General features: G+C 61.9%; 12 protein-coding genes. 11 read left to right on the forward strand and 1 reads right to left on the reverse strand.

All coding sequences use genetic code 11. The features are described 5' to 3' along the window. Window positions 1–2: 2 nt before the first annotated feature. Window positions 3–2099 (reverse strand): bifunctional rhamnulose-1-phosphate aldolase/short-chain dehydrogenase, encoded by a 2097-nt coding sequence (locus JJJ17_RS17045; RefSeq protein WP_200688809.1) that lies wholly within the window; start codon window positions 2097–2099, stop codon window positions 3–5. A gap of 192 nt (window positions 2100–2291) precedes the next feature. Between JJJ17_RS17045 and JJJ17_RS17050 the strand changes: the two genes are divergently transcribed. The 11 genes from JJJ17_RS17050 to JJJ17_RS17100 all read left to right on the forward strand — a co-directional run bounded on the left by JJJ17_RS17050 (window position 2292) and on the right by JJJ17_RS17100 (window position 12300). Next, the gene (locus tag JJJ17_RS17050) at window positions 2292–3101 is read left to right on the forward strand and encodes a DeoR/GlpR family DNA-binding transcription regulator (RefSeq protein ID WP_200688565.1); all 810 of its coding nucleotides are present in this window, start codon (window positions 2292–2294) and stop codon (window positions 3099–3101) included. Window positions 3102–3131: 30 nt separating this feature from the next. Next, entirely contained in the window at window positions 3132–4124 is a 993-nt protein-coding gene (gene rhaS / locus JJJ17_RS17055; RefSeq protein WP_200688567.1) for a rhamnose ABC transporter substrate-binding protein, read from the forward strand. A gap of 54 nt (window positions 4125–4178) precedes the next feature. Beyond that, window positions 4179–5711 (forward strand): sugar ABC transporter ATP-binding protein, encoded by a 1533-nt coding sequence (locus JJJ17_RS17060; protein ID WP_200688569.1) that lies wholly within the window; start codon window positions 4179–4181, stop codon window positions 5709–5711. Next, window positions 5708–6679: an ABC transporter permease gene (locus JJJ17_RS17065; protein WP_200688582.1), complete on the forward strand. Its 972-nt coding sequence runs from the start codon at window positions 5708–5710 to the stop codon at window positions 6677–6679. Before JJJ17_RS17060 ends, JJJ17_RS17065 begins: the two co-directional genes overlap by 4 nt. Then, window positions 6676–7674: an ABC transporter permease gene (locus JJJ17_RS17070; protein WP_200688584.1), complete on the forward strand. Its 999-nt coding sequence runs from the start codon at window positions 6676–6678 to the stop codon at window positions 7672–7674. Before JJJ17_RS17065 ends, JJJ17_RS17070 begins: the two co-directional genes overlap by 4 nt. After that, entirely contained in the window at window positions 7674–7988 is a 315-nt protein-coding gene (locus tag JJJ17_RS17075) for an L-rhamnose mutarotase (RefSeq protein ID WP_200688586.1), read from the forward strand. The genes JJJ17_RS17070 and JJJ17_RS17075 overlap by 1 nt, the downstream gene beginning before the upstream one ends. Next, window positions 7985–9352: an FGGY-family carbohydrate kinase gene (locus JJJ17_RS17080; protein ID WP_200688588.1), complete on the forward strand. Its 1368-nt coding sequence runs from the start codon at window positions 7985–7987 to the stop codon at window positions 9350–9352. Before JJJ17_RS17075 ends, JJJ17_RS17080 begins: the two co-directional genes overlap by 4 nt. Window positions 9353–9435: 83 nt before the next feature. Continuing rightward, window positions 9436–9825 (forward strand): cupin domain-containing protein, encoded by a 390-nt coding sequence (locus JJJ17_RS17085; protein ID WP_200688590.1) that lies wholly within the window; start codon window positions 9436–9438, stop codon window positions 9823–9825. A gap of 20 nt (window positions 9826–9845) precedes the next feature. Continuing rightward, entirely contained in the window at window positions 9846–10724 is an 879-nt protein-coding gene (locus JJJ17_RS17090; protein WP_200688592.1) for a sigma-70 family RNA polymerase sigma factor, read from the forward strand. A gap of 197 nt (window positions 10725–10921) precedes the next feature. Beyond that, complete coding sequence (locus tag JJJ17_RS17095; protein WP_200688594.1) at window positions 10922–11278, forward strand: iron chaperone; 357 nt, start codon at window positions 10922–10924, stop codon at window positions 11276–11278. Window positions 11279–11532: 254 nt separating this feature from the next. Then, the gene (locus JJJ17_RS17100) at window positions 11533–12300 is read left to right on the forward strand and encodes a hypothetical protein (protein WP_200688597.1); all 768 of its coding nucleotides are present in this window, start codon (window positions 11533–11535) and stop codon (window positions 12298–12300) included. The last annotated feature ends 22 nt before the right edge of the window (window positions 12301–12322 follow it).

The following is a 12322-nucleotide window of genomic DNA, read 5'->3' on the forward strand; positions in this document are numbered from 1 at the left end:
GCTTACCTCGTGAATGCCTGCACATTGCCGGCATCGACATTGAGGATATTCCCCGTCGATTTCGCCGACAGATCCGAGGCAAAGAAATACGCCCCCTCGGCGATGTCATCCGGCAGAACCGCGCGTTTCAGCATCGAGCGCTGGCGATACATTTCCTCCAGCCCCTCCTTGTCGGTGCGGTAGGTCGAGGCGCGTTGATCCAGCCACTCTCCCTCCCAAATCCGCGATCCGCGCAGGACGGCATCGGGATTGACCACATTCACGCGGATGCCCGCTTCGGCCCCTTCCAGCGCAAGGCAGCGCGCAAGATGGATCTCGGCGGCCTTGGCGGTGCAGTAGGCGCTGGCATTCGGGCTGGCGGCAAGGCCGTTCTTCGAGGCGATGAAGATCACCGAGCCGCCGATATCCTGGGTGCGGAACAGCCGGAACGCCTCACGCGAGACGAGGAAATAGCCGGTGGACAGGATGTCCATGTTCTTGTTCCACAGCGCCAGAGAGGTTTCCTCGACCGGCGCGGATGAGGCGATCCCGGCATTCGAGACAAGGATATCGATGCCCCCGAACTCGACCGCCGCATCGGCATAGGCGGCGATGACCTGTTCTTCGCTGGTGACGTTCATCTGCACCTTCCGCACCACGTCCTTGCCGTGGCGCGCAGTCAGATCATCGGCGGTCTGCAACAATGCAGCCTCATCTATATCGGCCAGAACGACGCAGGCGCCGTCCTTCAGAAAGCGTTCGGCCGTTGCCGCGCCGATACCGCCCGCGCCGCCGGTGACCAGCGCCACGCGGCCCGCCAGCGCCTTGGGTTTCGGCATCCGTTGCAGCTTGGCTTCCTCAAGAAGCCAGTATTCGATGTCGAAGGCTTCCTGTTCGGGCAGCCCCTGATAGGTCGAAACCGCCGAAGCGCCGCGCATCACATTGATCGCGTTCACATAGAACTCGCCCGAGATCCGCGCCGTCGCCTTGTCCAGCGCAAAGGTCAGCATGCCGACGCCCGGCACCAGCCAGACCACCGCATTCGGATCACGCAGGGCAGGGGAATCGGCGCGCTTGCAGCGGTCGTAATAGGCTTTGTAGTCTTGCCGATAGGCTTCGGCGGCCTCGGCAAGTCCGGCGATGGTGCGGTCCAGATCGGGATTGGCGGGGTCGAAATCGACCACCAGCGGACGGATCTTGGTGCGCAGGAAGTGATCGGGGCAAGAGGTACCCAAAGGCGCCAGCCGCGCCAGATCATGCGAGCCGACGAAATCCAGAACCGCCTGCTGATCGTCGAAATGACCGATCTTGTAGCGATCCTTCGAAATCAGCCCGCGAATGATCGGCATCAGCCGCGCCGCGATGGCACGGCGGTCGGGCGCGGGTAGGGTGGGCAGCTTCTGGCCACCGAATGCGGGCTTCGCCGCTGTCCGTTCCTCGAGCCATGCCGCCGCCTTGTTGATGATCGCCAGCGTCGTCAGATAGCAGTCTTTCGCGGTATCGCCCCAGGTGAAAAGTCCGTGGCTTTCCAGCACGCAGCCCTTGGCCTCGGGGTTCTCGACCGCGAATTTCTCAAGCCACAGTCCAAGCTCATATCCGGGCTTTTTCCAAGGCAGCCAGCCAATCTCGTCACCGAAAATCTCGGCCGTCAGGTCGCGCGAATTGACCGAGGCCGCGATGGCGATGATCGCATCGGAATGGACGTGATCGACATGTTTACGCGGGACATAGGCGTGAAGCGGCGTATCGATCGAGGCGGCGCGGGGGTTCAGGTTGAAGGTGCAATGGGGCAGGTAGCCGACCATCTCATCCTCGAACTCGACGCCGCGATACTTGCCCTTCAGCGCTTGCAGCCGGTCCATGTAAAGCGTTGAAAACCCGTCCATCTTCATGGAGCCGATATCGCCGCCCGAGCCCTTGACCCACAGCACCTCGACGGGATCGCCGGTCAGCGGATCGGTTTCCATCACCTTGGCGCTGGTATTGCCGCCGCCGTAATTCGTCACCCGCTTGTCCGAGCCCAGCAGGTTCGAGCGGTAAAGCAACTGCTCTGATTCGCTCATCCCGGTGGCGCGGGCATCATCCCACAGGTTTTCAAGCCGATTGGCGTCGCGCGTCATGGTCATCGATAGCCTCCCCTGGCGCGGATTCGCCGCGCCTGCTTACCGGCAAAAATGCCAGCCGCCGACAGAATGTCAATCAAAAACGATCACAAACAATCATAATGCACGTGCAGAAAGACATTCTGCGATTGAAAATGATTGACAATGATCGGAACAGCGGGAAATGTGACAGCAGGGAGGACGCGATTCATGCATGAAACCGAACGCCATCGGATCATTCTGTCGGCTGTGCAAGAGCGCCCGGTTGTCACCGTGGCAGAACTGTGCGCCATGACCGGCGCGTCCGAGGCGACGGTGCGCCGCGACATTGCCACGCTGCACGTTCAGAAGAAACTGCGCCGCGTGCGTGGCGGGGCCGAGGCGATTGCGCCGCCGAACTATGTCGGCATCAATGCGCGCCCCTTTGCCGTGCAGGAATCGATCCATACCGCCGAAAAGCGGGCCATCGCCCGCGCCGCGGTGGAATTGTGCGAGGATGGCGATGCGATCATCATCAATGGCGGCACGACCACCTTTCAGATGGTCCACCCGCTGACCGCCAAGCGGCTTCAGGTCTTCACCAACAGCTTCCCGATTGCCGAGCATTTGCTGAAGCACTCGAAGAACACTGTCCTGCTGCCCGCTGGTGCGATCTATCGCGAACAGAACATTATCCTGTCGCCCTTCGATGAGGACGGCTCGCGCCATTTCTATGCCAAGCGCATGTTCATGGGCTGCCGGGGGCTTGGCCCTCTGGGGCTGATGGAGGGGGATCCGCTGCTGGTTCAGGCCGAACAGAAGCTGATCGGGCAGGCGGATGAGCTGGTGGTGCTGGCGGACAGCTCGAAATTCGACAACCGCTCAAGCCTGCTGCTGTGCCCGCTGTCGCGCATTCATACCGTCGTCACCGATGAGGGGATCACCGACCGTGCCGCCAAGATGCTGGAGGCGGCGGATATCAGACTGATCGTGGCCAATGTGGCCGCGAGCGAAAGAAAGGCCCGCGCTCAGGAGGAATGAGCCGGCACATATGCTCAGGGGAGGAACAAGATGGGCATTCTGACGAAAATCATGACAACGGCGGCGGTCGCGACCGCGCTGATTGCCACCAGCGCCAGCGCCGAGACGAAGCGTATCGCCATCGTCGCCAAGGCGCTTGGCATCGGCTTTTTCGAGGCAGCGGCCAAGGGGGCAAACGAGGCTGCGGCGGAACTGGGCGATGTCGAAATCATCTATACCGGCCCGACCGACACCACGGCGGAAGGCCAGATCGAGGTGATCAATTCGCTGATCGCGCAACGGGTGGATGCCATCGCGGTTTCGGCCAATGACACCGACGCGCTGGTGCCGACGCTGAAACGGGCGATGGATCGCGGGATCACGGTCATCTCGTGGGATTCCGGCGTCGCGCCCGAGGGGCGGCAGATGCACCTGAACCCGTCCTCGAACCCGCTGATCGGCAATACGATCATCAAGCTGGCCGCCGATCATCTGCCCGAAGGCGGGGATGTGGCGGTACTGTCGGCCACCACCACCTCGACCAACCAGAATATCTGGATCGAGGAAATGACCAAGGTTCTGCCGGATTATCCGGGGATCAACGTGGTCGCCACCGTCTATGGCGACGATCTGGCCGATAAATCCTACCGCGAGACGCAGGGGCTGTTGCAGACCTATCCCGATCTAAAGGCCATCATCGCGCCGACCAGCGTTGGCATCGTCGCCGCCGCGCAGGCCGTGACCGATGCCGGCAAGGTGGGTGAGGTGAACGTGACCGGGCTGGGCCTGCCCTCGGAAATGGCGGGTCATGTGAAATCGGGCGCGTCGCAAAGTTTTGCGATCTGGAACCCGATCGATCTGGGCTATGCCGCGACCTATATCGCCTATGAACTGGCCAGCGATAAGGCCGAAGCCGCGCCGGGGGCCGAGATCTCGATGGGGCGCATCGGCACGGTGACGCTGGACGACAATAACGAAGGCGCCATGTCCGATCCCTTCACCTATGATGCGTCGAATATCGACGAGTTTTCCTCGATCTTCTGATCATGTGGCGGGTCCGCTGTGCCGGGCCCGCCCCAACCCCGACAGGTCCGATCCATGCAGGCTGAACTGAATGGTCCCGGCGATGGCGCGCCCGTGCTGTCGCTGCGCGGGATCAGCAAAAGCTTTCCCGGCGTCCGCGCGCTGAATGCGGTGCAGCTTGACCTTTATCCGGGTCAGGTGACGGCGCTGGTGGGTGAGAATGGCGCGGGCAAATCAACCATCGTCAAAATCCTGACCGGCATCTATCAGCCGGATGAGGGCACGATCGCCGTCCGCGGGGCCGAGACGCGTTTCCCGACCGCGCAGGCCGCAGGCGAAGCTGGCGTGACCGCGATCCATCAGGAAACGGTGCTGTTCGACGAACTGACCGTGGCCGAGAATATCTTCATCGGTCATGCTCCGCGCGGGCGCTTTGGCCTGATCGACAAACGCCGGATGGAGCGTGAGGCGGCCGAGATTCTGGCCTCCATCGGTGCCGATCTGTCGCCCCGCGTGCGGCTGCGCGATCTGGGCATTGCCTCGAAACATCTGGTGGCGATTGCGCGGGCTTTGTCCATCGATGCCAGCGTGGTCATCATGGATGAGCCGACGGCGGCGCTGTCGCACAAGGAAATCCACGAGCTTTACGATCTGGTCGCGAAGCTGAAGGCGCAGGGCAAGGCGATCCTGTTCATCAGCCACAAATTCGACGAAATCTTCCGCATCGCCGACCGCTGGACGGTGTTCCGCGACGGTCAATTCGTCGGCGAAGGCCTGATGGGCGAGGTGGACGAAGGCCGTCTGGTGCAGATGATGGTCGGCCGCGAGGTCGATCAGATCTATCCCAAGCGTCCGGCCCGGATCGGCGCGCCCGCGCTGACCGTTGCAGGCTATTCGCATCCGACCGAGTTCGAGGACATCACCTTCACCCTGCATGAGGGCGAAATCCTTGGCTTCTACGGTCTGGTCGGCGCGGGCCGTTCCGAAGTGATGCAAGCGCTGTTCGGCATCACCCGCCCGTCCAAGGGCGCCTGCCGCACCGGCGACGGCATCCGCGTCATCCGCAGCACCGCCGAGGCCATCGACGCGGGCATCGTTTATGTCCCCGAGGATCGTGGCAGGCAGGGTGCCGTGCGCGGTCTGCCGATCTTTCAGAACGTGACGCTGCCGTCGCTGTCGCGGACCTCGAAATCGGGCTTCCTGCGCTTGGCCGAAGAATTCACGCTGGCCCGTGAATATACGCAAAGGCTGGATTTGCGGGCGGCATCGCTGGATCAGGATCTGGGGCTGCTGTCGGGTGGAAATCAGCAGAAGGTGGTGATCGCGAAATGGCTGGCGACGAAGCCTAAGGTGATCATTCTGGACGAGCCGACCAAGGGCATCGACATCGGATCAAAGGCCGCTGTGCATGACTTTATGTCGGAACTGGCGGCAGAGGGGTTGGCGGTGATCATGGTCAGCTCGGAAATCCCAGAGGTTCTGGGCATGTCCGACCGCGTCATCGTCATGCGCGAAGGCCGCATCGCCGCCGAGTTCGCGGGCGAGATGATGACTCCCGAAAACCTTGTCCGCGCCGCTGCCGGCATCCGTGAAAGGAACGCCGCATGAGCCTGCTCAAATCGCGCGAGACGGTTCTGGGTCTGGCGATCCTGCTGTTGCTGGCGCTGATCTATAGCCGCTTTCCGGGCTTTGTCCGGCCTGCCAGTCTGGCCCGCGTGCTGACCGACACTTCGCCGCTGATCATTCTGGCGCTTGGGCAGATGGCGGTGATTCTGACAAAATGCATCGATCTGTCGATGGCCGCCAATCTGGCTTTGTGCGGGATGGTCGCCGGGCTGATGAACATGGCCGGGGTGCCGCTGCCGCTGATCTTGCTGGCGGTGATCGCCCTTGGCGCAGCGCTTGGCGCGTTCAACGGCATTCTGGTCTGGAAGCTGAACATCCCCTCGATCGTGGTGACATTGGGCACGATGACCATCTATCGCGGGATCATCTTCCTGCTGACCGATGGCCGCTGGATCAACGCCCACCAGATGAGCGCAGGCTTCAAGGCGTTTCCGCGCACGGTCTATCTGGGCTTGCCGGTGATGACTTGGATCATGATCGTCATCGTCGCGGGCTTTGCCGTTCTGATCTACCGGACGCCGCTTGGCCGGGCGTTCTTCGCCGTTGGCGGCAATCCTCATGCGGCGGTCTATACCGGCATTTCGGTCGGGCGGACGCAGTTCTGGGCCTTTACGCTGGCGGGCGCGCTGGCCGGGCTGACCGGATATCTGTGGGTCGCGCGTTATTCGGTCGCCTATGTCGATATCGCCGCAGGGTTCGAGCTTGACGTGGTCGCCGCCTGCGTGATCGGCGGCATCGCCATTGCGGGCGGTGCTGGATCGGTGGCGGGCGCGGTGATGGGCGCGCTGTTTCTGGGCATCGTCAAGAATGCGCTGCCGGTCGTCGGCATCTCGCCTTTCTGGCAGATGGCGATTTCCGGCACCGCGATCCTTGTCGCCATCGCCTTCAATGCGCGCGGACAGGGCCAGCAGGGCCGGATCATCCTGAAAAAGGCGGAGCAGCGGGAATGAGCGTCACCAGCGAAGAACCAAGGGGCCGCCAGATCCCCGACCGCCTGACCTCGCCCCTGCGGAAGGCGCTGAGCAGTTGGGAATTGCTGCTGTTCGGCGTGGCGGTGGCGATCTTCATCGCCAATTCCTTCGCCTCGCCTTGGTTTCTGGATCCGTGGAACCTGTCGGATGCCAGCTTCAACTTCACCGAGAAGGCGCTGATCGCCTTTGCCATGGCGATGCTGATCATCGCGGGCGATATCGATCTGTCGGTCGCCTCGATCATCGCGCTGACCTCGACCATGATGGGGCTGGCGATGATGGCAGGCGCGCCGATGCCGGTTCTGGTGCTGGTCGGGCTGGTGACGGGGTTGGTTTGCGGGGCATTCAACGGGCTGCTGGTTGCGGGATTTGGCCTGCCCTCGATTGTGGTGACCATCGGCACGATGAGCCTCTTCCGGGGGATCAGCTATATCGTGCTGGGCGACGGAGCCTTTACCGGCTACCCGGCCAGTTTCGCCTATTTCGGACAGGGCTATGTCTGGTGGGTGATCACGTTCGAGCTGTTCCTGTTCGCGCTTTTCGCCGTCATCTTCGGCGTCCTGCTGCACAAGACCAGCTTTGGCCGCGCCGTCTATGCCATCGGCAACAACGCCACTGCCGCCCGCTTTTCCGGCATCCGGGTGAACCGCATCCGCTTCATCCTGTTCCTGCAAACCGGGCTGATGAGCGGGATTGCCGCGATCTGCCTGACCTCTCGCCTCGGCTCGACCCGCCCTTCGATTGCCACGGGGTTCGAGCTTGAGGTGGTGACCATGGTGGTCCTTGGCGGAGTCTCGATCCTTGGCGGATCGGGGTCGATTCCCGGCGTGGTCATCGCGGCACTGGTCATGGGGCTGGTGACCTTTGGTCTGGGGCTTCTGAATGTGCCGGGCATCGTCATGTCGATCATCATCGGTGCGCTGCTGATCGGCGTGATCGCGCTGCCGCGGCTTTGGTCGATGTGGAGGCGCTGATGCAGAAATATGCCTTCCGCATGGTCCTGAACCCCGGCGCAGAAGACGAATACCGCCGCCGCCACGACGCCATCTGGCCAGAGCTGACGGCGCTTTTGAAAGCGGCGGGGGTCGAGGATTACTCGATCCATCTCGACCCCGAAACCAATGCGCTGTTCGGGGTGCTGTGGCGGCGCGACGATCACGGCATGGATGATCTGCCAAACCATCCGGTGATGCGCGACTGGTGGGCGCATATGGCCGATCTGATGCAAACCCACCCGGACCATCAGCCGGTGGCGGTGCCGCTGATCCCGATGTTCCACATGCCATGACCAACCCCCGCCACATCGCCGTCATCGATATCGGCAAGACCAATGCCAAGCTGGCACTGGTCGAGGCGGCAGGCCTGACCGAGATCGCGGTGGTCACCCGCCCGAACCTCGTCCTGCCCGGACCGCCTTATCCGCATTTCGATCTGGAGGGGCATTGGAGCTTCTTCCTTGACCACCTGTCGCGCTTTCATGCCGCGCATGGCGTGGATGCGATTTCGGTCACGACGCATGGCGCCTCTTGCGTGTTGCTGAACGCGGAAGGTGGGCTGGCAGCGCCGATGCTGGATTATGAACATGACGGCCCGGATGATCTGGCCGGGGAATATGATGCGATCCGCCCGGATTTCGCGGAAACCGGCTCACCGCGCCTGCCTGCCGGACTGAACCTTGGCGCGCAACTGCACTGGTTGTTCAAGACGCAATCCGGTTTGGGGGACAGGGTGGCGCATGTGCTGACCTATCCGCAATATTGGGGCTACCGGCTGACGGGCGCGCTTGCCAGCGATGTCAGTTCGCTGGGCTGTCATACCGATCTGTGGAACCCCTATGAGGGGCGGTTTTCCTCACTGGTCAACCGGCTGGGCCTTGCGGAGAAGCTGGCACCGGCGCGGCGGTCTAGCGAGGTTCTGGGACATCTGCGGGCGGATTTGGCAAAGCGGACCGGACTATCGCCCGACACGCCGGTCAGTTGTGGCATCCATGACAGCAACGCCTCGCTTTACCCGCATGTCAGTGGGCGGCAGATGCCGTTTGCCGTGGTCTCGACCGGGACATGGGTTGTGGCGATGGCGGTTGGTGCCGCGCCGGTGCCGCTTGATCCGGCGCGGGATGTGCTGGTGAATGTCAGCGCGCTTGGTCAGCCTGTGCCCTCGGCGCGCTTCATGGGTGGCCGGGAATACGAGGTGATCCGGGCGGGCAGCGAAGCGCAGCCGGACGACGCCGACCGTGACCGGGTGCTGCGCGACCGCGTGATGATCCTGCCTGCCGTCGAGCCGGGTTCCGGCCCGTTTCAGGGGCGACACATGCGCTGGACCTCGGAACCCGCCACCGAGGGCGAGCGTATCTTCGCGTTGTCGCTGTATCTCGGGCTGATGACGGATGCCTGCCTGTCGCTGATCGGGGCGCAAGGTCCGGCAATCATCGAAGGCCCGTTTGCCCGCAATGCGGATTACCTGTCGATGCTCGCCGCGTTGCGCCCTGACGGGGTAGAGATCGCGATTTCGGCAACGGGAACCTCGGTCGGCGCGGCCTGTCTGTGTCTGACGCATGCCAGGGCGCCCGAAACCAGCAAGGTCAGGCAAGGGCCTGCTGCGGACCTGACCGCCTATGCCGCCGCATGGCGCGATCTGGTTCAGGCTGGCTGATCGCTGCATCGCGATCCATCGCTGCGATGTCACATTCGGACTGCCCCGGTCGTCATAACTTCTGCACGCACAGGAGTTTTGACATGAAGACCTTTCTGCTGATCTTGGCCGCACCTTTTCTGGGGGTGACAGCCGCCATGGCCCATGAGGGCATGGTGACCCCGCTTTTCGCCGCCGATATTCCCGAAATGCCGGGGAAAGAAATCGTGCTGATCAGCGTTGACTATGAGGCGGGCGATGAAACCCCGACGCACCGACACGATGCGCATGCGGTCGTCTATGTGCTGGAGGGGGCGGTGATCATGCAGGTCGAAGGGCAAGAGCCGCAGACAGTGACGACGGGTGAGACGTTTTCCGAAAAGCCCGACGACATCCATCTGGTCAGCCGCAATGCAAGCGACACCGATCCGGCGAAATTTCTGGTCTTTCTGTTGAAGGACAAAGACAATTCCATCGTCGCGCCGAGCAATTGATCTGAAGAAGGAGCCCGCCGATGCCGACGGTTCCGGCAACCGAGCTTTTCGAGACGCAGCGGCCGCGTCTGCTGCGTCTGGCCTATCGCATGCTCGGCTCTGTGACCGAGGCAGAAGATGTGGTGCAGGAAGCGTGGCTGCGTTGGCAACGTGCGGACCGGAGCGATATCGATCGGCCCGCCGCATGGCTGACCCGCGTTGTGTCCCGGCTGTGTCTGGACGTGATGAAATCCGCCCGCATGCGCCGCGAAACCTATGCGGGCCACTGGCTGCCCGAGCCGCTGGTGGAACCCGAAGATGATGAACTGCGCGCCGACAATCTGACGCTGACACTGATGCTGGCCCTTGAACGTCTGTCGCCTTTGGAACGGGCGGCCTTTCTGCTGCATGATGTCTTCGACGTGCCCCTGTCCGAAATCGCCGATACGCTGGGCCGCGAAAAGGCGGCGGTGCGGCAATTGGCGTCGCGGGCAAGGCGGAACGTGCAGGCGGACCAGCCGCGCTATGCGGTTGACCGGCAAGAGGGGAACCGCATCGTCCACGCCTTTCTTGACGCCACCCAGACCGGCGACATCGACCGGCTTCAATCATTGCTGACTGAGGGGGTCGAGATCCATTCGGACGGCGGCGGCAAGGTTCTGGCCTTCCCCAACGTGATCCGCGGGATCGACCGCGCGCTGAAGCTTTACGAGGGGCTGTTCCACAAGCTCGGCCCGGCGCAACGGGTGCTTCGCCTGACCCGGATCGACGGCCTGCCGGGCTATATCAGCCTTTATAACGGCGTGCTGCAGACGACAGCTTTCGAGATCCGCGCCGGTCGGATCGCCGCCATCTACATGATCCGCAACCCCGACAAGCTGACCCATGTGCGGATCGGCGTGGAAGATCGCCTGCATTGAGTGGCGTCTTTCACGGTGCTGCTATGTGATCGGAATGCGGGTGGTGTTACTGTGTATGGCGGGCGGGGCCGTCGGGCCTTTCCACTCCAGCAATCAGCTAAAGCTGACCTGATGTCGGATGTTTGCCCTGCGGGACGAAACCTGCTGATCGCCACGAGATAACTTGCTGATCGAGACTTGGTTGTGGATAGTAAGTCATGGCGAAGTTTACAGACCACGACGATTATATCGCAGCGGCCCCCGAGCAATTTCGCCCGCTGCTGGGTCAGTTGCGCTCTCGCTTGGCTGAAGTGCTTCCCGACGCGGACGAACTTATCGTTTATGATATGCCGGGGTTCGGCTTCGGGAAGTCCATCATTGCCGGTTATGCGGCCTTCAGCAAGCAATGTGGTCTGTACGTAAGTAACGCTGCCATCACGGCACATGCAGATGAAATCGTCGCAGCCGGCCTCAAGTTTACCAAGACCGGCCTCACCTTCTCGCCGCGTCATCCCATTCCGGACGAACTCGTCACCAAACTCGCCCTTGCCTCGCGCCGGGAGCTGGGAGTGTGAATCGCTGCGGGAAAATCAGTCCCTTCCTGTCGGATGGCTTCACGATCAAATGACCGAAATGAGCTATACGCGTCGGCGATAGAAGACCGCTATTCGGGACGAAACGGTCGTTCGCCATATGTGCCCGACCTCGGCTTAGGTTGACAAACAAGTTCACCGTGATAGCCCGTCTGGGTTAGAAATTGCGATCCCATATCCGGCTGTCGAGTCCTGTCGAAGGGCATGCCGGATTAAGCCGGCAGGCATAGGGTCACATGCTAACTCTCAAACTGATTTTGGTCCCGCTAGCCCTGCTCTGCGTCTCGCTGTTCAGCCAATGGTGGGGGCCGAGAGTTGCGGGGTGGCTCGCCGGACTTCCCATCATTGCGGGGCCAATTCTCTTCCTTCTGGTCCTCACCAATGGCCCGGAATTCGGCGCGCAGGCTGCGACACTCGCACTGGCAGCGACACTGTCATCCGAGATGTTCAATATCGCCTACGCCAGATCCTGCCGAAGATATGGTTGGCCCATCGCGTGGTTGTTCGGCATTGGCGCTTGGCTTGCGACGGCCGTCTGCCTGGCTACGCTTCCGGCGACGCTTCCATTCGCGACTATGGCGGCGCTTTTCTCTGTGGTCTTCGGTTTCAGCCTCTTACCACGCGGCACTGTAATTCTTCCGCAGGTCACCGTGGCCAAGGGCCAGTTGCTTGCCAGAATGATTGCCGGGACCGTTTTGAGCTTTACGGTCGTTTCTCTCTCCGCAGGCATCGGTGCAAGGTGGAGCGGGCTTCTTTCGGTATTTCCGCTGATTAGCTGCATCATGTCGGTCTCATGCCACAAGGCCTATGGGCCAGAGTTCGTTGTTACGCTCTTGCGTGGCATGGTCTGGGGAAGGTTCAGTTTTTCGGCATTCTGCCTATGTTTAAGCCTGACGCTTCAAAAGCAGCCTGTTTATCTGGCTTTCGGCGAGGCCACACTTCTCGCGCTATTCATACAGTTCATGACGACACGCCTCATCATAGCGCCTGTAAGGACATGCTAGCAGACACAGCTTGGCCTCTCTG

This window comes from Paracoccus caeni (assembly GCF_016629665.1).
GTDB lineage: Bacteria > Pseudomonadota > Alphaproteobacteria > Rhodobacterales > Rhodobacteraceae > Paracoccus > Paracoccus caeni.

Bases quoted from the DNA above. Each gene is read 5' to 3' on its own strand.
- JJJ17_RS17085 (WP_200688590.1), top strand. From the start codon at position 9,436: ATGAAGACCTTTCTGCTGATCTTGGCCGCACCTTTTCTGGGGGTGACA.
- JJJ17_RS17060 (WP_200688569.1), top strand. From the start codon at position 4,179: ATGCAGGCTGAACTGAATGGTCCCGGCGATGGCGCGCCCGTGCTGTCG.
- JJJ17_RS17070 (WP_200688584.1), top strand. From the start codon at position 6,676: ATGAGCGTCACCAGCGAAGAACCAAGGGGCCGCCAGATCCCCGACCGC.
- JJJ17_RS17090 (WP_200688592.1), top strand. From the start codon at position 9,846: ATGCCGACGGTTCCGGCAACCGAGCTTTTCGAGACGCAGCGGCCGCGT.
- JJJ17_RS17045 (WP_200688809.1), bottom strand. From the start codon at position 2,099: ATGACGCGCGACGCCAATCGGCTTGAAAACCTGTGGGATGATGCCCGC.
- JJJ17_RS17065 (WP_200688582.1), top strand. From the start codon at position 5,708: ATGAGCCTGCTCAAATCGCGCGAGACGGTTCTGGGTCTGGCGATCCTG.
- rhaS (WP_200688567.1), top strand. From the start codon at position 3,132: ATGGGCATTCTGACGAAAATCATGACAACGGCGGCGGTCGCGACCGCG.
- JJJ17_RS17100 (WP_200688597.1), top strand. From the start codon at position 11,533: ATGCTAACTCTCAAACTGATTTTGGTCCCGCTAGCCCTGCTCTGCGTC.
- JJJ17_RS17075 (WP_200688586.1), top strand. From the start codon at position 7,674: ATGCAGAAATATGCCTTCCGCATGGTCCTGAACCCCGGCGCAGAAGAC.
- JJJ17_RS17080 (WP_200688588.1), top strand. From the start codon at position 7,985: ATGACCAACCCCCGCCACATCGCCGTCATCGATATCGGCAAGACCAAT.
- JJJ17_RS17095 (WP_200688594.1), top strand. From the start codon at position 10,922: ATGGCGAAGTTTACAGACCACGACGATTATATCGCAGCGGCCCCCGAG.
- JJJ17_RS17050 (WP_200688565.1), top strand. From the start codon at position 2,292: ATGCATGAAACCGAACGCCATCGGATCATTCTGTCGGCTGTGCAAGAG.